This is a genomic window from Halomonas campaniensis, assembly GCF_014193375.1.
Classification (GTDB): Bacteria; Pseudomonadota; Gammaproteobacteria; order Pseudomonadales; family Halomonadaceae; genus Halomonas; species Halomonas campaniensis.
Window position 1 is genome coordinate 87,884 of record NZ_JACHZF010000004.1, and the last position, 16,549, is coordinate 104,432.

The 16,549-nt window shown below is 67.4% G+C and carries 16 protein-coding genes; all 16 read left to right on the top strand.

All coding sequences use genetic code 11. The features are described 5' to 3' along the window. Window positions 1-39 precede the first annotated feature (39 nt). The 16 genes from BDK63_RS03330 (at window position 40) to BDK63_RS03405 (ending at window position 16,527) form a co-directional block, all read left to right on the top strand. Window positions 40-480, top strand: coding sequence for an ATP synthase subunit I (locus BDK63_RS03330; RefSeq protein WP_183329910.1), 441 nt, complete (start codon window positions 40-42; stop codon window positions 478-480). 17 nt (window positions 481-497) lie between these two features. Next, window positions 498-1,325, top strand: coding sequence for a F0F1 ATP synthase subunit A (atpB, locus tag BDK63_RS03335; RefSeq protein ID WP_183329911.1), 828 nt, complete (start codon window positions 498-500; stop codon window positions 1,323-1,325). Window positions 1,326-1,397: 72 nt separating this feature from the next. Then, window positions 1,398-1,625 carry a F0F1 ATP synthase subunit C gene (gene atpE, locus BDK63_RS03340; protein WP_089682691.1) on the top strand — a complete coding sequence of 76 codons (228 nt, stop codon included), beginning with the start codon at window positions 1,398-1,400 and terminating at the stop codon, window positions 1,623-1,625. Between the two features lie 72 nt (window positions 1,626-1,697). Beyond that, on the top strand, window positions 1,698-2,168 hold the full coding sequence (locus BDK63_RS03345) for a F0F1 ATP synthase subunit B (RefSeq protein WP_183329912.1): 471 nt from the start codon (window positions 1,698-1,700) through the stop codon (window positions 2,166-2,168). Between the two features lie 11 nt (window positions 2,169-2,179). After that, window positions 2,180-2,716, top strand: coding sequence for a F0F1 ATP synthase subunit delta (locus tag BDK63_RS03350; RefSeq protein WP_183329913.1), 537 nt, complete (start codon window positions 2,180-2,182; stop codon window positions 2,714-2,716). 16 nt (window positions 2,717-2,732) lie between these two features. Next, window positions 2,733-4,277 (top strand): F0F1 ATP synthase subunit alpha, encoded by a 1,545-nt coding sequence (atpA, locus tag BDK63_RS03355; RefSeq protein WP_183329914.1) that lies wholly within the window; start codon window positions 2,733-2,735, stop codon window positions 4,275-4,277. Between the two features lie 71 nt (window positions 4,278-4,348). After that, window positions 4,349-5,230 carry a F0F1 ATP synthase subunit gamma gene (gene atpG, locus BDK63_RS03360; protein WP_183329915.1) on the top strand — a complete coding sequence of 294 codons (882 nt, stop codon included), beginning with the start codon at window positions 4,349-4,351 and terminating at the stop codon, window positions 5,228-5,230. A gap of 66 nt (window positions 5,231-5,296) precedes the next feature. Continuing rightward, entirely contained in the window at window positions 5,297-6,673 is a 1,377-nt protein-coding gene (gene atpD / locus BDK63_RS03365) for a F0F1 ATP synthase subunit beta (RefSeq protein ID WP_183329916.1), read from the top strand. 25 nt (window positions 6,674-6,698) lie between these two features. After that, window positions 6,699-7,127 (top strand): F0F1 ATP synthase subunit epsilon, encoded by a 429-nt coding sequence (locus BDK63_RS03370; protein WP_183329917.1) that lies wholly within the window; start codon window positions 6,699-6,701, stop codon window positions 7,125-7,127. Window positions 7,128-7,233: 106 nt separating this feature from the next. Next, entirely contained in the window at window positions 7,234-8,607 is a 1,374-nt protein-coding gene (gene mgtE / locus BDK63_RS03375) for a magnesium transporter (protein ID WP_183329918.1), read from the top strand. A 141-nt stretch (window positions 8,608-8,748) separates the two neighbouring features. Next, entirely contained in the window at window positions 8,749-9,546 is a 798-nt protein-coding gene (locus BDK63_RS03380) for an undecaprenyl-diphosphate phosphatase (RefSeq protein WP_183329919.1), read from the top strand. Window positions 9,547-9,581: 35 nt separating this feature from the next. After that, the gene (locus BDK63_RS03385) at window positions 9,582-10,655 is read left to right on the top strand and encodes an FAD:protein FMN transferase (RefSeq protein WP_183329920.1); all 1,074 of its coding nucleotides are present in this window, start codon (window positions 9,582-9,584) and stop codon (window positions 10,653-10,655) included. 104 nt (window positions 10,656-10,759) lie between these two features. Then, the gene (gene glmU / locus BDK63_RS03390) at window positions 10,760-12,124 is read left to right on the top strand and encodes a bifunctional UDP-N-acetylglucosamine diphosphorylase/glucosamine-1-phosphate N-acetyltransferase GlmU (RefSeq protein ID WP_183330013.1); all 1,365 of its coding nucleotides are present in this window, start codon (window positions 10,760-10,762) and stop codon (window positions 12,122-12,124) included. An 11-nt stretch (window positions 12,125-12,135) separates the two neighbouring features. Further along, window positions 12,136-13,971: a glutamine--fructose-6-phosphate transaminase (isomerizing) gene (gene glmS / locus BDK63_RS03395; RefSeq protein ID WP_183329921.1), complete on the top strand. Its 1,836-nt coding sequence runs from the start codon at window positions 12,136-12,138 to the stop codon at window positions 13,969-13,971. A 41-nt stretch (window positions 13,972-14,012) separates the two neighbouring features. Further along, window positions 14,013-14,834, top strand: coding sequence for a DUF72 domain-containing protein (locus BDK63_RS03400; RefSeq protein WP_183330014.1), 822 nt, complete (start codon window positions 14,013-14,015; stop codon window positions 14,832-14,834). 349 nt (window positions 14,835-15,183) lie between these two features. Beyond that, window positions 15,184-16,527, top strand: a complete 1,344-nt coding sequence (locus tag BDK63_RS03405; protein ID WP_183329922.1) for a sodium-dependent transporter — start codon at window positions 15,184-15,186, stop codon at window positions 16,525-16,527. Window positions 16,528-16,549 lie beyond the last annotated feature (22 nt).

A 16,549-nucleotide genomic window follows, 5' to 3' on the forward strand; every position in this document is an offset into this window, starting at 1 on the left:
TTCCCTATAATCCGCGGTGGTTTGCCTGCGCCCTCAAGGATGCGGCGGGGCGGTTCGATTGACGTGGGCAGCGGGATCGGCAACCGGCGCGGAACCTCGCCCGCCCGGCCACGCCCACCCCTTCGGCGCCTGCTGGCGCTGCAGGGAGCCATGGTGCTGGCGGTGACCCTGCTGGCGGCCGCGGCCTCGGGACCTGCCTCCCTGCTGTCGGCTCTGACCGGAGGGCTGGTCTGCCTGATTCCCCAGGCCTATTTCGTCTGGCGGCTCGGCGGCGTTCGTGGTGGCAGGCGTGCCAGGCAGTATGTGGCGAATTTTTACCGCGCGGAGGCGGGAAAGTTCGGTTTGACGGTGGCACTGTTCGTGATGGTGTTCGTCACAGTACCCCCCTCAAACCCGATTTTTTTCTTCAGCGCATATGTGGCGGCTCAACTCATGCACTGGCTGGCTCCCTGGCTGCTGCGTGAACGGCCGACCCCCTGAACCGAGGTAAGCACCGCATGGCAGCAGGCAATGAAGTCACGGCGACGTATTACATACAGCACCACCTCCAGAACCTGACCTTCGGCTATCACCCGCAGAACGGCTGGTCCCTGGCCAGCACGTCCGCCGAGGCCACCGAGATGGGCTTCTGGGCGATCCACCTGGATACCATGGGCTGGTCCATCGCCATGGGGGCGCTGTTTATCTGGCTGTTCCGCAAGGCCGGGCGCATGGCCACCACCGGCGTGCCGGGCGGGCTGCAGAACGCCGTCGAGATGGTCGTCGAGTTCATCGAGAACCTCACCCGCTCCGCCTTCCACGGCAGGAATCCGGTCATCGCCCCGCTGGCGCTGACGCTGTTCATGTGGATCCTGCTGATGAACACCCTCAAGATCATTCCGGTGGACTACTTCCCCGAGCTCTTCGCGCGCCTGGGCGTCGAGTACATGAAGATCGTCCCGACCACCGATCCCAACGCCACCCTGGGCATGGCGCTGGGCGTGTTCTTCCTGATCATCTACTACAGCATCAAGGTCAAGGGGGCCGGCGGCTTCGCCAAGGAGCTCTCGCTGACGCCCTTCAACCATTGGGCGCTGATCCCCTTCAACCTGGTTCTCGAGGTCATCGGCCTGCTGGTCAAGCCGCTGGGCCTCGGTCTGCGACTCTTCGGCAACATGTTCGCCGGTGAGGTCATCTTCATCCTGATCGCCCTGCTGCCCTTCTGGGCCATCTGGCTGCTGGACGTGCCGTGGGCGATCTTCCACATCCTCGTCGTGACTCTGCAGGCCTTCATCTTCACGGTGCTCTCCATCGTGTACCTGAGCGCCGCGCATGAGCACCACTGAGAACCGAGCAACGCTTGCAACTCCATTAACCCGTAACCCCTTGAACCAAAACTTGAAATCAGGAGTACTATCATGGAAATGGTCTACATTGCTGCTGCCATCATCATCGGTCTGGGCGCTCTGGCTACCGGTATCGGCTTCGCCCTGCTGGGCGGCAAGCTGCTCGAGTCCACCGCTCGCCAGCCGGAGCTGGGTGACCAGCTGCAGACCAAGACCTTCATCATGGCCGGCCTGCTCGACGCCGTGCCGATGATCGGTGTCGGTATCGCGATGTACCTGATCTTCGTCGTCGCCGGTTAATGACAGCACCGAGCGCAACGCGCTCGGTTTGCTTGTTTCCGGTCGCCACGAATCAGTCAGAGGTACATCCCTGTGAATATCAACATGACGCTTATCGGGCAGACGATCGCCTTCGCGATCTTTGTCTGGTTTTGCATAAAGTATGTGTGGCCTCCGATCAGCAATGCGCTCCACGAGCGTCAGAAGAAGATCGCCGATGGCCTCGATGCGGCCAGCCGTGCCTCTCGTGACCTGGAGCTCGCCCAGGAGAAGGCGGAAGCCACCCTGCGCGACAGCAAGGAGCAGGCCTCCCAGATCCTCGAGCAGGCCCACAAGCGCTCTTCCCAGATGATCGAGGAAGCCCGCGAGCAGGCCCGCGCCGAAGGCGAGCGTCTTGTCGCCAGCGCCCGTGCCGAGATCGAGCAGGAAATCAATCGCGCCAAGGACGAGCTGCGCGCCCAGGTGTCCACCCTGGCGGTCACCGGTGCCGAGCGTGTCCTGGAAGCCTCCATCGACGAGAAGGCCCATCGCAAGCTGCTCGACAAGCTTGCGGCCGAACTGTGAGGAGGTGATCCATGGCGGAAACGTCAACCGTCGCTCGACCCTACGCCAAGGCGGCATTCGAGTACGCACGCGATCACAAGGCGCTGGATGCCTGGTCCGAGTGGCTGGGCAAGGTCGGCATGGTCGTGGCCAGCCAGGACGTGCAGAAGCTGCTCTCCAGCCCCAAGCTTGACGACGAGCGCAAGGTGGCTCTGGTGCTCGAGGTGGCGGACGCCAGCGTCGACGACGCGGCACGCCGCTTCCTCGATACGCTGAGCGACAAGGGGCGCCTGGCGGCCCTGCCGGCCATCGCCGAGCAGTTCGAGCGGCTGCGCGCCGAGCATGACAAGCGTGTCGACGTCACCGTGGTCTCGGCCTTCGAACTCGACGACAAGCAGCAGCAGAAGCTCGCCGGTGCGCTCAAGAAGCGCCTGAATCGCGAAATCTCCATTACCACTCAGGTGGACCCGACGCTTCTCGGCGGTGTCATCCTGCGTGCCGGCGATACCGTCATCGACGGGTCGGTACGCGGTCGACTGAACCGCCTCTCCGAAGCCCTTTCCGCCTGAGTCTGAGGGACATGGCATGCAGCAACTGAATCCTTCCGAGATCAGCGACATCATCAAGCAGCGGATCGAGAAGCTTGATGTCGCATCCGAAGCCCGTAACCAGGGCACCATCGTCAGCGTCTCCGACGGCATCGTGAAGATTCACGGCCTCGAGGAGGCGATGTTCGGTGAGATGATCGAATTCCCCGGCAGCATCTACGGCATGGTGCTCAACCTCGAGCGCGACTCCGTGGGTGCCGTGGTGCTGGGCGACTACCTGCAGCTCGAGGAGGGCATGACCGCCCAGTGTACCGGTCGTATCCTCGAGGTGCCGGTGGGTCCCGAACTGGTCGGCCGCGTGGTCGATCCGCTGGGCAACCCCATCGATGGCAAGGGCGAGGTGGGCGCCAAGCTCACCGACGCGGTGGAGAAGGTCGCCCCGGGCGTCATCACCCGCCAGTCGGTGGACCAGCCGATCCAGACCGGCCTGAAGTCCATCGATGCCATGGTGCCGATCGGTCGCGGCCAGCGTGAGCTGATCATCGGCGATCGCCAGATCGGCAAGTCGGCCATCGCCGTCGACGCCATCATCAACCAGAAGGGCAAGGGCGTCACCTGCATCTACGTGGCGATCGGTCAGAAGCAGTCGACCATTGCCAGCGTGGTGCGCAAGCTCGAGGAGCACGGCGCCATGGAGCACACCATCGTGGTTGCCGCCGGCGCTGCCGACCCGGCCCCGATGCAGTTCCTGGCCCCGTACGCCGGCTGCACCATGGGCGAGTACTTCCGCGACCGCGGCGAAGACGCCCTGATCGTCTATGACGACCTGACCAAGCAGGCCTGGGCCTACCGCCAGGTCTCCCTGCTGCTGCGTCGTCCACCGGGCCGCGAAGCCTACCCGGGTGACGTCTTCTACCTGCACTCCCGCCTGCTGGAGCGCGCCGCGCGCGTCAACGCCGACTACGTCGAGAAGTTCACCAACGGCGAGGTCAAGGGCAAGACCGGCTCGCTCACCGCGCTGCCGATCATCGAGACCCAGGGCGGCGACGTCTCGGCCTTCGTTCCGACCAACGTGATCTCCATCACCGACGGTCAGATCTTCCTCGAGACCGACCTGTTCAACTCGGGCATCCGTCCGGCCATCAACGCCGGCCTGTCGGTGTCCCGCGTGGGTGGCTCGGCCCAGACCAAGATCATCAAGAAGCTCGGCGGCGGCGTGCGCCTGGCCCTGGCCCAGTACCGCGAGCTGGCGGCCTTCTCCCAGTTCGCTTCCGACCTGGACGAGGCCACCCGCAAGCAGCTGGAGCACGGCCAGCGCGTCACCGAGCTGATGAAGCAGAAGCAGTACTCGCCGCTGTCCGTGGCCGAGATGGGCGTGACCCTGTATGCCGCCAACGAAGGCTTCCTGGATGACGTCGACGTGAGCAAGGTGCTGGACTTCGAGCGTGCCCTGCACGACTACATGAAGTCCGAGCATGCCGAGCTGCTCGACAAGATCAACCAGACCGGCGACTACAACGACGAGATCCAGAGCGGGTTGAAAGAGGGTCTCGAGAAGTTCAAGGCCACTCAGAGCTGGTAATCCCGCTGGCCCGTCCCGCCTGCGGGGCGGGCCCAGGAGCTTTCTGAGGGCCACGAACGGAGTAGATCGCTATGGCAGCTGCAAAAGAGATACGCACCCAGATCGGGAGCATCAAGAATACGCAGAAGATCACCAGCGCCATGGAAATGGTCGCTGCGTCGAAGATGCGCAAGGCGCAAGATCTGATGAAGGCCAGCCAGCCCTACGCGCGTCAGATCCGTAATGTCGTTGCCCATATCGCCGACGCCAACCCCGAGTACAAGCACGATTACATGATCGATCGTGACGTCAAGCGGGTCGGCTACATCGTGGTCTCCACCGACCGCGGCCTGTGCGGCGGCCTGAACGTCAACCTGTTCAAGGCCGTGCTCAGGGATGCCAAGGCATGGCGCGACGAGGGCGCGGAGCTCGACTTCTGTGCCCTGGGCAGCAAGGCCGGCGGCTTCTTCAAGAGCTACGGGGGCAACCTCGTCGCGGCGAAGAGCGGCCTGGGCGAGTCGCCCGAGGTCGAGGATCTGATCGGCAGCGTGAAGGTCATGCTGGACGCCTATGACGAGGGGCGCCTGGATCGGCTTTTCGTGGTGTACAACGAGTTCGTCAACACCATGACCCAGAAGCCGGTGGTCAGGCAGCTGTTGCCCCTGTCCCCCGACATGGGGACGGAGTCGCACGACGAAGAAGACAAGCGTCCCGGTAGCTGGGACTACCTGTATGAGCCGGATGCCAAGGCGCTGCTGGACAGCCTGCTGGTTCGATTCATCGAGTCGCAGGTGTACCAGTCGGTGGTCGAGAACGCGGCCTGCGAGCAGGCCGCGCGGATGATCGCCATGAAGAATGCCACCGACAACGCCGGCGGCCTGATCGACGACCTGGAGATGGTCTACAACAAGGCCCGCCAGGCCGCCATCACCCAGGAGATCTCCGAGATCGTCGGGGGCGCCGCCGCCGTATAGCGCCGGGGAGGGCGCGGCCCTCCCGGCACACAGGCTTCATTTGCAGGTATTTGAGAGGATCGCAAGATGAGCGGACGTATCGTACAAATCATCGGCGCGGTGATTGACGTAGAGTTTCCGCGGGACGACGTTCCCAAGGTCTACGACGCGCTGAACGTCTCGAATGTCGAGACAGTGCTCGAGGTCCAGCAGCAGCTGGGCGACGGCGTGGTGCGTACCATCGCCATGGGCTCCACCGAGGGCCTGAAGCGCGGCATGGAAGTGGTCAACACCGGTGCGGCCATCTCCGTGCCGGTGGGCAAGGAGACCCTGGGTCGCATCATGGACGTGCTGGGTCGCCCCATCGACGAGGCCGGCGAGATCGGCGAGCAGGAGCGCATGCCGATCCACCGCAAGGCGCCGAGCTACGCGGACCAGGCGGCGTCCAACGAGCTGCTGGAGACCGGCATCAAGGTCATCGACCTGGTCTGCCCGTTTGCCAAGGGCGGCAAGGTCGGCCTGTTCGGCGGTGCCGGCGTGGGCAAGACCGTCAACATGATGGAGCTGATCCGCAACATCGCCACCGAGCACAGCGGTTACTCGGTGTTCGCGGGCGTGGGCGAGCGTACCCGCGAGGGTAACGACTTCTACCACGAGATGACCGAATCCAACGTTATCGACAAGGTATCGCTGGTCTACGGTCAGATGAACGAGCCGCCCGGCAACCGCCTGCGCGTGGCCCTGACCGGCCTGACCATCGCCGAGAAGTTCCGCGATGAAGGCCGTGACGTGCTGCTGTTCGTCGACAACATCTACCGCTACACCCTGGCCGGTACCGAGGTGTCCGCCCTGCTGGGCCGCATGCCCTCCGCGGTGGGCTACCAGCCGACCCTGGCCGAGGAGATGGGTGTGCTCCAGGAGCGCATTACCTCCACCAAGACCGGCTCGATCACCTCCGTGCAGGCCGTCTACGTGCCCGCGGATGACCTGACCGACCCGTCCCCGGCGACCACCTTCTCGCACCTGGACGCCACCGTGGTACTGGCGCGTTCCATCGCCGAGCTGGGCATCTACCCGGCCATCGACCCGCTGGACTCCACCTCGCGTCAGCTGGATCCGCTGGTGGTCGGCGAAGAGCACTACGACACCGCCCGCGGCGTGCAGAACGTGCTGCAGCGCTACAAGGAGCTCAAGGACATCATCGCGATCCTGGGCATGGACGAGCTGTCCGACGAGGACAAGCTGGCCGTGTCCCGGGCGCGGAAGATCCAGCGCTTCCTGTCGCAGCCGTTCTTCGTGGCCGAGGTGTTCACCGGGTCGCCCGGCAAGTACGTGTCCCTCAAGGACACCATCCGCGGCTTCCAGGGCATCCTCAACGGCGAGTATGACGAGCTGCCGGAACAGGCCTTCTACATGGTCGGCACCATCGACGAGGCCGTCGAGAAAGCCAACCAGATGAAGTAAGGCTTTCCACCAGGGGGACTTCGCTATGGCGAACAGCTTCAAGTGCAACATCGTGAGCGCCGAGGCGTCGGTCTTCTCCGGCGAGGTCGAGCAGGTGATCGCCGCCGGCATGATGGGCGACCTGGGCATCCTCCCGGGGCATGCTCCGCTGCTGACCGAGCTCCAGCCTGGCCCGATCCGCGTGATCCACGACGGTGGGCGTGAGGAGAACTACTATGTCTCGGGCGGCTTCCTGGAAGTGCAGCCCGACGTGGTGACCATCCTCGCCGATGCCGCATCGCGCGCCAAGGACCTGGACGAGGCCTCCGCCGAGGAGGCCCGACAGCATGCGCTGAAGGCGTTCAACGACAAGTCCGCGGAACTGGATTACACCCGTGCCGCGGCCGAGCTCGCCGAAGCCGTGGCGCAGCTGCGTACCATCCAGCAGCTGCGCAAGAAGGCCGGCAAGGGCTGAGACTGCCCTTCGCCGTGCCACGCCGCCCCCCGCCCCCTGTCGCTAGCCAGGGGTCGGGGGGCGTTTTCTTTCATCTCGGCGCGCCTCGCGGCGTCAGGAGGATGCCATGTCGCTGAACGAGACCCTGCAGGAACACAAGGACACGCTGCTGGCGGCGCTGGCCGACGCGCATCACGAGCGCCTCGGCGAGCTGCTCCCCGAGCTGCGGTCGGCGGACATCGCCGAGATCCTCGAGGAGATCCTCGAGGAGGACGACGACCTGCCGGTCGCCCAGGCCCTGCTGGAGTGCCTGCCGCTGGAGCGGCGGGCCAACGTGCTGGGCTACCTGCCGGGGGAGGAGCAGCTCGAGATCACCGAGGCGATGCCCGACGAGGCGCTGCTGCTGCTGCTCGAGGAGATGGGCTCCGATGAGCGCACCGACCTGTTCAAGGTGCTGGACGAGGATCGTCGCGAGGCCCTGCTGCGGCGCATGGCGCGCCAGGAGCGCGAGGACCTCAAGCGCCTGGCCAGCTACGAGGAGGGGACCGCCGGGGCGATCATGACCTCGGACTACGTGGCGATCCCCAGTGGCATGACCGTCTCCCAGGCGATGATGCGGGTGCGCCAGACGGCCCCCGACGCCGAGACGGTCTACCAGCTCTACATCATCGACGCCGAGGGCCGCCTGGCCGGCACCCTGTCGCTGCGCCAGCTGATGGTGGCGCGCCCGGGGGCGAAGGTCGACGACATCATGATCAAGGACGTGATCAGCATGGCCGTCGACGCGGAGCAGGAGGAGGTGGCCCGGATCGTGGCCCGCTACGACCTGCTGGCGCTGCCGGTGGTGGATGCCGACGAGCGCCTGATCGGCATCGTCACCCACGACGACGCCATGGACGTGGCCGAGGAGGAGGCCACCGAGGACTTCCACAAGGGCATGTCCATCGGCCAGCTGGAGGATGGCGTCAGCCGGGTGCCGCTGTGGAGCCTCTATCGCAAGCGGGTGACCTGGCTGGTGCTGCTGGTGTTCGCTAACCTCTTCTCCGGGGCCGGTATCGCCTACTTCGAGGACACCATCGCCGCCCAGGTGGCGCTGGTGTTCTTCCTGCCGCTGCTGATCGGCAGCGGCGGCAATGCCGGTGCCCAGGCCGCCACCCTGATGGTGCGCGGCATGGCCACCGGCGACGTCGGGGTCAAGGACTGGGGCACCCTGCTGGGCCGGGAGCTGCTGGTGGCCGGCTCCCTGGGTCTGACCATGGCGCTGGCCGTGGCGCCCATCGGGGTGATGCGTGGCGGCGAGGCGGTGGCCATGGTGGTCGCCATGAGCATGGTGACCATCGTGCTGTTCGGTAGCCTGCTGGGCATGTGCCTGCCCTTCCTGCTCGATCGCCTGGGCTGGGACCCGGCCACCGCCTCGGCGCCGCTGGTGACCACCCTGATCGACGCCTCGGGGGTGCTGATCTACTTCAGCATCGCCACGGCGATCCTGACCGGGGTCTGATTGACGGGTCTGGCGCGTGCCGGGCGGTGGCCGGGGATCGGTGGCCCTGCCGTCGGGGCGGACAAGGCCATGGGGGATGTGTATGCTCTGCGCGTCGCCTGCGCGGAGCATGCGTCTCCACACTCTTGACGGGAAGCCCCCATGGATTGGCTACAGGTTGTCGTACTCTCCATCGTCCAGGGACTGACGGAGTTCCTGCCCATCTCCAGCTCCGCCCACCTGATCCTGGTGCCGGTGCTCACGCCCTGGGACGACCAGGGGCTGGCCTTCGACGTGGCGCTGCATATCGGCAGCCTGTCGGCCGTGGTGCTCTACTTCCGCCAGGAGCTTGCGCGCATGGCCGTGAGCTGGGCCGGCTCCCTGCGCGGCGGTGGCATGGACGACGATGCCAGGCTGGCGTGGGGCGTGCTGCTGGCGACCCTGCCGGTCTGCGTGTTCGGGCTGGCCTTCCGCGACGCCATCGAGGTGGGCATGCGCTCGCCGCTGATCATCGCCGCCGGCCTGATCGGTTTCGGGCTGGTGCTGGGCTATGCGGACTGGCGCCACCGCGGCGGGCGCAGCGAGTACCAGCTGCGCCTTCGCGATGTGGTGCTGATCGGTCTGGCCCAGGCCCTGGCACTGATCCCCGGCACCTCCCGCTCGGGCATCACCATCACCGCGGCGCTGCTGCTGGGCATGAGCCGGGAGGGCGCGGCGCGCTTCTCCTTCCTGCTGTCGATCCCGGTGATCGTGCTGGCCGGTGGCCTCGAGGTCACCGGCCTGATCCAGGAGGCCGCGACGGTCGACTGGCCCGCCGTCGTCGTGGGGACCCTGCTCTCCGGCATCAGTGCCTACCTCTGCATCCATTACTTCCTGGTCGTCATCAAGCGCGTCGGCATGCAGCCCTTCGTGGTCTATCGCCTGCTGCTCGGCGCCTGGCTGCTGTGGCTGTTCTGGTAGCCGCCGCCCTCAACCGTCACGGAGTGCCTGTCATCATGAAGTCCCTGCGTCTCGTTGCCCTGCCGCTCCTCCTGGGGCTCTCGCTGCTGCTGGCCGGCTGCTCGGAGAGCGACCGGCCCCTCGACTCCCCGGTGCGCCTGGAGGGGGCGATCTTCGGCAGCTTCTACCAGGTGACCCTCGCCGACCCGCTGACCCAGGGCCAGGCCCTGGCCCTGGAGGAGGGGATCCTCGAGGTGCTCGAGGCGGTCGATGCCGGCATGTCGATCTACCGCGAGGACTCGGAGCTCTCGGCCTTCAACCAGGCACCGGTCGGCGAGTGGCAGCCGCTCTCCGACGAGCTGATCGAGGTGCTGTCGATCAGCCAGGCGGTGGCCGAGGCCAGCAACGGTGCCTTCGACACCACCCTCGGTGCCCTGGTCAATCTGTGGAGCTTCGGCGCCGAGGCGCGGCCCCGGGAGGTGCCGGATGACGCGACCCTCGAGGCCCGGCTGGCCGAGGTCGGCTTCGATGCGGTGGAGGTCGACCCGGACGCCCTGCAGGCGCGGCGGTTGCGCGACCTGCACGTCGACCTGGGCGGCGTGGCCAAGGGGCATGCCACCGACCGGGTGGGGGAGTTCCTGGAGGGCGAGGGGATCGAGCACTACCTGGTCAACCTGGGAGGCGACCTGCGGGTACGGGGCTACCGGGACGCCGAGCAGGCACCCTGGCGGATCGGCATCGAGGCGCCGCTGGAGGATCGCCAGGAGGCCCGTCACGTGGTGCCGCTGCACGACATCACGGTGGCCACCTCCGGCGACTATCGCAACTACTTCGAGCAGGACGGCCGGCGCTTCTCCCACACCCTCGACCCGCGCACCGGGCGGCCCATCACCCACCGGCTGGCCTCGGTGTCGGTGGCCCACCCCTCCAACGCCTGGGCGGATGCCTGGGCCACGGCGCTGATGGTGCTCGGCGAGGAGGCGGGCATGGCCCTGGCCCGCGAGCAGGGGCTCAGCGTGCTGATGATCGTGCGCGAGGAGGAGGGTGCCTGGAGCAGCCGCGTCAGCCCCGCCTTCGTCGAACGGTTCGGCGAGGGGCTGGTGGCGGAACTGGGCCTGGAGGTCCAGTGAGACGAGGGGCTCTTCTACGCTGCACCCGGGCGGCTCGATGAATGGAGTGACGGCGCCGCGCCCCCTAGAATGATGTGATCGACGATGATGGACAAGGAGTCATGATGACGCTGGATGTGGTGATTCTCGCGGCGGGCCAGGGGACCCGGATGCGTTCGACCCTCCCCAAGGTGCTGCACCGCCTGGCCGGCAAGCCCATGGTGCGCCATGTGATCGAGACGGCCCGCGGCCTCGACGCCGAGCGGACCCACGTGGTGGTCGGCCACGGCGCCGAGAAGGTGCGTGAGGCCCTGGCCGACTGCGAGGTGCGCTTCGCGCTCCAGGCCGAGCAGAAGGGCACCGGCCACGCGGTGGCCCAGGCCCTGGAGGGGCTGGGCGACGGCAAGGTGCTGGTGCTCTACGGCGACGTGCCGCTGACCCGCCGCGAGACCCTGGCGACGCTGCTCGAGGGGGTCGACGACGACCACCTGGGGCTGCTGACCGTGACCCTGGAGGATCCCACCGGCTACGGGCGCATCCTGCGCAACGCCGCGGGCGAGGCGGTGGCCATCGTCGAGCACAAGGACGCCTCCGAGACCGAGCGCGCGGTGCGCGAGTGCAACACCGGCATCATGGCCATGACCGCCGCCCAGCTCCGCCGCTGGCTGCCGCGCCTCTCTGCCGACAACGCCCAGGGCGAGTACTACCTCACCGACATCATCGCCATGGCCGCCGCCGAGGGGGTGAAGATCGCCACCGTCCAGCCGGCCAACGCGCTGGAGGTCGAGGGGGTCAACAACCGCCTGCAGATGGCGCGGCTCGAGCGGGCCTACCAGCGTGCCCAGGCCGAGCGGCTGATGACCGAGGGAGTGGCGCTGCTCGACCCGGCCCGGATCGATGTCCGCGGCACCCTGACCTGCGGCCACGACGTGGAGATCGACGTGGGCTGCGTCTTCGAGGGGGATGTGGAACTCGGCGAAGGGGTGCGTATCGGCCCCCACTGCGTGATCCGTGACAGCCACATCGGCGCCGAGGCGGTGGTCGAGGCGCACAGCGTGATCGAGGGCGCCGTGGCGGCCGGCCGCAACCGCATCGGTCCCTTCGCCCGGCTGCGCCCCGGCACCCGCCTGGCGGTGGGTGCCAAGGTGGGCAACTTCGTCGAGACCAAGAACGTCGAGGTGGGCGAGGGCAGCAAGATCAACCACCTGAGCTATGTGGGCGATGCCCGGCTGGGCCGCGACGTCAACGTCGGGGCGGGCACCATCACCTGCAACTACGACGGCGCCAACAAGCACCGTACCGAGATCGGCGATGACGCCTTCATCGGCTCCAACAGCGCCCTGGTGGCCCCGGTCAGCGTCGGCCGGGGTGCCACCGTGGGGGCGGGCTCCACCATCAGCAAGGACGTGGCGGACAATGCCCTGGCGGTATCGCGGGGACGACAGATCAGCAAGCCCGACTGGCCGCGGCCCGGCAAGCAGGACGACTGAGGAGAGAAGACATGTGTGGAATCGTGGGTGCCGTTGCCGAGCGCAACGTGGAAGGCATTCTCCTCGAGGGGCTGAAGCGGCTCGAGTATCGCGGCTATGACTCGGCGGGCATGGCCATCCAGTCTCCCGAGGGAGTGCTGCAGCGGCGCCGTGCCGTCGGCAAGGTGGCGGCCCTCGAGGAGCGCCTGGCGGCCGAGCCGCTGCCCGGCCGCTGCGGCATCGCCCATACCCGCTGGGCGACCCATGGCCGCCCCAGCGAGGCCAATGCCCACCCCCACCAGTCCGGCGAGCGCCTGGCGGTGGTGCACAACGGCATCATCGAGAACCATGAGGCGCTGCGCCGCGAGCTGGTCGCCGAGGGCTATCGCTTCGACTCCGAGACCGACACCGAGGTGGTGGCCCACCTGGTGGCGCGGGAGCTCGGCCGCGACGGCGACCTGCTGGCCGCCGTGCAGCGCACCCTGGCACGCCTGGACGGCGCCTATGCGCTGGGCGTGGTCAGTGCCGACGAACCCGACGTCATCGTCGGCGCCCGCAAGGGCAGCCCGCTGGTGGTCGGGGTGGGCATCGGCGAGGCCTTCCTGGGCTCCGACCCGCTGGCCCTGCTGCAGGTCACCGACCGCTTCCTCTACCTTCGTGAGGGCGACGTGGTGCGCCTCTCGGCGGGGGGGCGCATCGAGGTCCTCGATGCCGCGGGTACCCCCGTCGAGCGCGAGGTGCAGACCTTCGAGCATGGCGATGGCGCCGCCAGCAAGGGCGACTATCGCCACTTCATGCTCAAGGAGATCCACGAGCAGCCGGCGGTGATCGCCGCGGCCCTGGAGGGGCGCCTGGGCGAGCGCTCGGTGCTGGTGGAGAGCTTCGGGCCCGAGGCCGAGGTCCTCTTCCGGCAGGTCAGACAGATCCACATCGTCGCCTGCGGCACCAGCTACCATGCCGGCATGGTGGCCCGCTACTGGCTGGAGCGCTTCGCCGGGGTGCCGGTGCAGGTGGAGGTCGCCTCCGAGTATCGCTACCGCCAGGTGGTGGTGCCCGAGGGCACCCTGTTCGTCACCCTCTCCCAGTCCGGCGAGACCGCCGATACCCTGGCGGCGCTGCGCTTCGCCCGGGAGCGGGGCTACCTCGCCAGCCTGGCGATCTGCAACGTACCGGGCAGTTCGCTGGTGCGAGAGTCCGACCTGACCCTGATGACCCAGGCCGGCCCCGAGATCGGCGTGGCCTCCACCAAGGCCTTCACCACCCAGCTCACCGCGCTGATGCTGCTGACCCTGGCGCTGGGGCGTGTCAGGGGGCTCGACGAGGCCGTCCAGGCCGACCTGGTGGCGGCCCTGCGCGGCCTGCCCGGGCTGGTGGAGCGGGTGCTGGCGCTGGACCCCGAGATCGAGGCGCTCTCCATGGCCTTCGCCGAGAAGCACCATGCCCTCTTCCTGGGCCGCGGGGCGCACTTCCCCATCGCCCTGGAGGGCGCGCTGAAGCTCAAGGAAATCTCCTACATCCACGCCGAGGCCTACCCGGCCGGCGAGCTCAAGCATGGCCCCCTGGCGCTGGTGGACAGCGAGATGCCGGTCATCTCCGTGGCACCCAACGACGAACTGCTCGACAAGCTCAAGTCCAACCTCCAGGAGGTGCGGGCCCGCGGCGGCGTACTGTTCGTCTTCGCCGACGAGCAGGTCGGGATGGCCGAGGAGGAGGGCGTGCATGTGCTGCACCTGCCCCATGTCCACGAGGCGCTGGCGCCGATCCTCTACACCCTGCCGCTGCAGCTGCTCAGCTACCATGTGGCGGTGCTCAAGGGCACCGACGTGGACCAGCCGCGCAACCTGGCCAAGAGCGTGACGGTGGAGTGACGCCTCGCGATGCCGCGCCGCGCCTGCACCTCGGCCTGGCCATGTGGGCCAATCCCGAGTGGCGCGGCACCCTCTATCCGCCCCATGGCGGCGGCCTCGAGGAGTATGCGCGGGTGTTCACCACCGTGGAGGGCAATACCACCTTCTACAGCGGGGCGCCGCGGGCGGAGACGGTGGCGGCCTGGGCACGCCAGGCCCCGGCGGATTTCCGCTTCTGCTTCAAGCTGCCGGCGGCGCTGACCCACGAACGCCGCCTGGTCGGCGTGGAGGCGGCGTTCGATGCCTTCCTCGATGCCCTGGCGCCGCTCCATGACCGCCTGGGTCCGCTGATGGTGCAGCTGCCGAGGGATTTCGGCGCCGAGGAGCTCCCCCGGCTGGAAGCCCTGCTGGCGCGCTGGCCCGCGGGAATTCCCTGTGCCGTGGAGGTCCGCCACAGTGAATTCTTCCACAAGGGGGCGGCCGAGACCGCCCTCAACAGATTGTTGATAACTCACGGCGCCGATCGGGTCATGCTCGACGTGCGGCCGCTCTTCTCGACGCCACCCGGCGGTCATCCCGGGCTGCTCCAGGCCCAGCGCGAGAAGCCGAGACGCCCATTACACGTGCTTTCCACGGCAGGCCGTCCGCTGGTGCGCTTCATCGGCCACCTCGATCCGGCGATCAACGAGCGCTATTTCGCGGCCTGGATCGAGCGGCTCGGCCTGTGGATAAATCAGGGGAAAACCCCTTTCCTGCTTGTGCATACGCCCGACAATCGCCAGGCCCCGGAACTCGCTCGGCGACTCCATGCCCGCCTGGTCGAACACTGTTCCCTCCCCCCGCTTGCCGCCTTCCCCGGCGAGGATCAGGCGCGGCTGTTCTGAGCCCCCGGCCGGGCGACGATATCCGGGCCTGCTCATGTAACGGCTTCGGCTGGCCATCCGCCGCCTGATCTGATAGTTTTATGCCCCGGAGTGCCATTACCCAGTGATATTCCCGGATTCTGTGCCGATCCCGTACATTTTCCGTGAGTCTCCGGCACCCGGCGTTCCCGGGCTCGGCGCCACCCGGCCCCCGGCCTGCGGGAACGTGACTCGGCAGTGATCCTGCCTGGATCCTGTCATGCTCTGGTCGGTGTCGTGCCACCCACGGCGCCCTGGACGTGGCAACTACAAGCATAAGCCGTCATCGCGCCAGACCGGTCGATGGCGACACGCACAATCAGGGTGATTCATGTCTAAACACGTACATGCACAGTGGTCATCGAAGATGACCTTCGTGCTCGCCGCCGCGGGCTCCGCGGTGGGCCTGGGCAACATCTGGCGGTTCTCCTACATGGTGGGTGACAGCGGTGGCGCGGCCTTCGTGCTCATCTACCTGGCCTGCGTGGCGCTGGTGGGCCTGCCGATCCTGGTGGCGGAGTGGCTGATCGGCCGCCGCGGCCAGGAGAACCCCATCAACGCCATGGCCGACCTGGCCCGCAAGGGCGGGCACCTGCCGGCCTGGGCACTGGTCGGCGCCAGCGGCGTGCTGGCGGCCTTCCTGATCCTCTCCTTCTACAGTGTGATCGGCGGCTGGTCGCTCTCCTACACCCTGGGTTCCGTCACCGGCCGCTTCACCGGCCAGGATGCCGACGGTACCGGCGCCATCTTCGGCAGCCTGCTGGGCAGTCCCGGCATGCTGACCCTGTGGCACACCGCCTTCATGGCGCTGGTGATCTGGATCGTCGCCCGGGGTGTCACCAAGGGGCTCGAGGGGGCCGTGCGCACCCTGATGCCCGGGCTGGTGGTGCTGCTGATCGTGCTGGTCGGCTACGGCATGACCACCGGGCACTTCGGCGAGGCGCTGGCCTTCATGTTCCGTCCCGACTGGAGCGCGGTGACCGGCGGCGTCGTCCTGGCGGCCATGGGGCAGGCGTTCTTCACCCTGTCGCTGGGCATGGGCATCATGATGGCCTACGGCTCCTACCTGGGGGAGGATGTCAGCCTGATCGGCACCGCGCGCACGGTGATCATCCTCGATACGGTGATCGCCCTGCTGGCCGGCCTGGCGATCTTCCCGATCGTCTTCGCCAACGGCATGAGTCCCGCCGATGGTCCGGGGCTGATCTTCATCAACCTGCCGGTGGCCTTCGGCAACATGACCGGCGGCATGATCCTCGGCCTGATGTTCTTCCTGCTGCTGACCTTCGCGGCGCTGACCTCGGCGATCTCGCTGCTGGAGCCGGTGGTCGAGCTGATGGAGGAGCGCACCCCGCTGTCCCGCGTGGCGGCGACCCTGGTGGGCGGCGCGGCGGTCTGGGCGCTGGGCATCGCGGCGCTGATGTCCTTCAACGTCTGGGACAGCTTCCTGATCTTCGGCCTCAACGTCTTCGACCTGCTGGATACCTTCACCAGCAAGTTCCTGCTGCCGTTGACCGGCCTGGGGGCGATCCTCTTCGTGGCCTGGTGTCTCGACCGCCAGGGGGTGGCGGACGAGCTGGCGCTGTCCGGTGGGCGTGAGCGGCTGTGGCACGTCGTGGCACGCTACGTGGCGCCGATCGGCGTGATCGTGGTGTTCGTCACCGGCCTGCTCTAGGGCCGCTGACCGAGAGGGTGAC

Bases quoted from the DNA above. Each gene is read 5' to 3' on its own strand.
- BDK63_RS03385 (WP_183329920.1), top strand. From the start codon at position 9,582: ATGAAGTCCCTGCGTCTCGTTGCCCTGCCGCTCCTCCTGGGGCTCTCG.
- glmS (WP_183329921.1), top strand. From the start codon at position 12,136: ATGTGTGGAATCGTGGGTGCCGTTGCCGAGCGCAACGTGGAAGGCATT.
- glmU (WP_183330013.1), top strand. From the start codon at position 10,760: ATGACGCTGGATGTGGTGATTCTCGCGGCGGGCCAGGGGACCCGGATG.
- atpE (WP_089682691.1), top strand. From the start codon at position 1,398: ATGGAAATGGTCTACATTGCTGCTGCCATCATCATCGGTCTGGGCGCT.
- BDK63_RS03350 (WP_183329913.1), top strand. From the start codon at position 2,180: ATGGCGGAAACGTCAACCGTCGCTCGACCCTACGCCAAGGCGGCATTC.
- BDK63_RS03380 (WP_183329919.1), top strand. From the start codon at position 8,749: ATGGATTGGCTACAGGTTGTCGTACTCTCCATCGTCCAGGGACTGACG.
- atpD (WP_183329916.1), top strand. From the start codon at position 5,297: ATGAGCGGACGTATCGTACAAATCATCGGCGCGGTGATTGACGTAGAG.
- BDK63_RS03330 (WP_183329910.1), top strand. From the start codon at position 40: ATGCGGCGGGGCGGTTCGATTGACGTGGGCAGCGGGATCGGCAACCGG.
- BDK63_RS03370 (WP_183329917.1), top strand. From the start codon at position 6,699: ATGGCGAACAGCTTCAAGTGCAACATCGTGAGCGCCGAGGCGTCGGTC.
- atpA (WP_183329914.1), top strand. From the start codon at position 2,733: ATGCAGCAACTGAATCCTTCCGAGATCAGCGACATCATCAAGCAGCGG.
- atpG (WP_183329915.1), top strand. From the start codon at position 4,349: ATGGCAGCTGCAAAAGAGATACGCACCCAGATCGGGAGCATCAAGAAT.
- BDK63_RS03400 (WP_183330014.1), top strand. From the start codon at position 14,013: ATGTGGGCCAATCCCGAGTGGCGCGGCACCCTCTATCCGCCCCATGGC.
- BDK63_RS03405 (WP_183329922.1), top strand. From the start codon at position 15,184: ATGTCTAAACACGTACATGCACAGTGGTCATCGAAGATGACCTTCGTG.
- atpB (WP_183329911.1), top strand. From the start codon at position 498: ATGGCAGCAGGCAATGAAGTCACGGCGACGTATTACATACAGCACCAC.
- mgtE (WP_183329918.1), top strand. From the start codon at position 7,234: ATGTCGCTGAACGAGACCCTGCAGGAACACAAGGACACGCTGCTGGCG.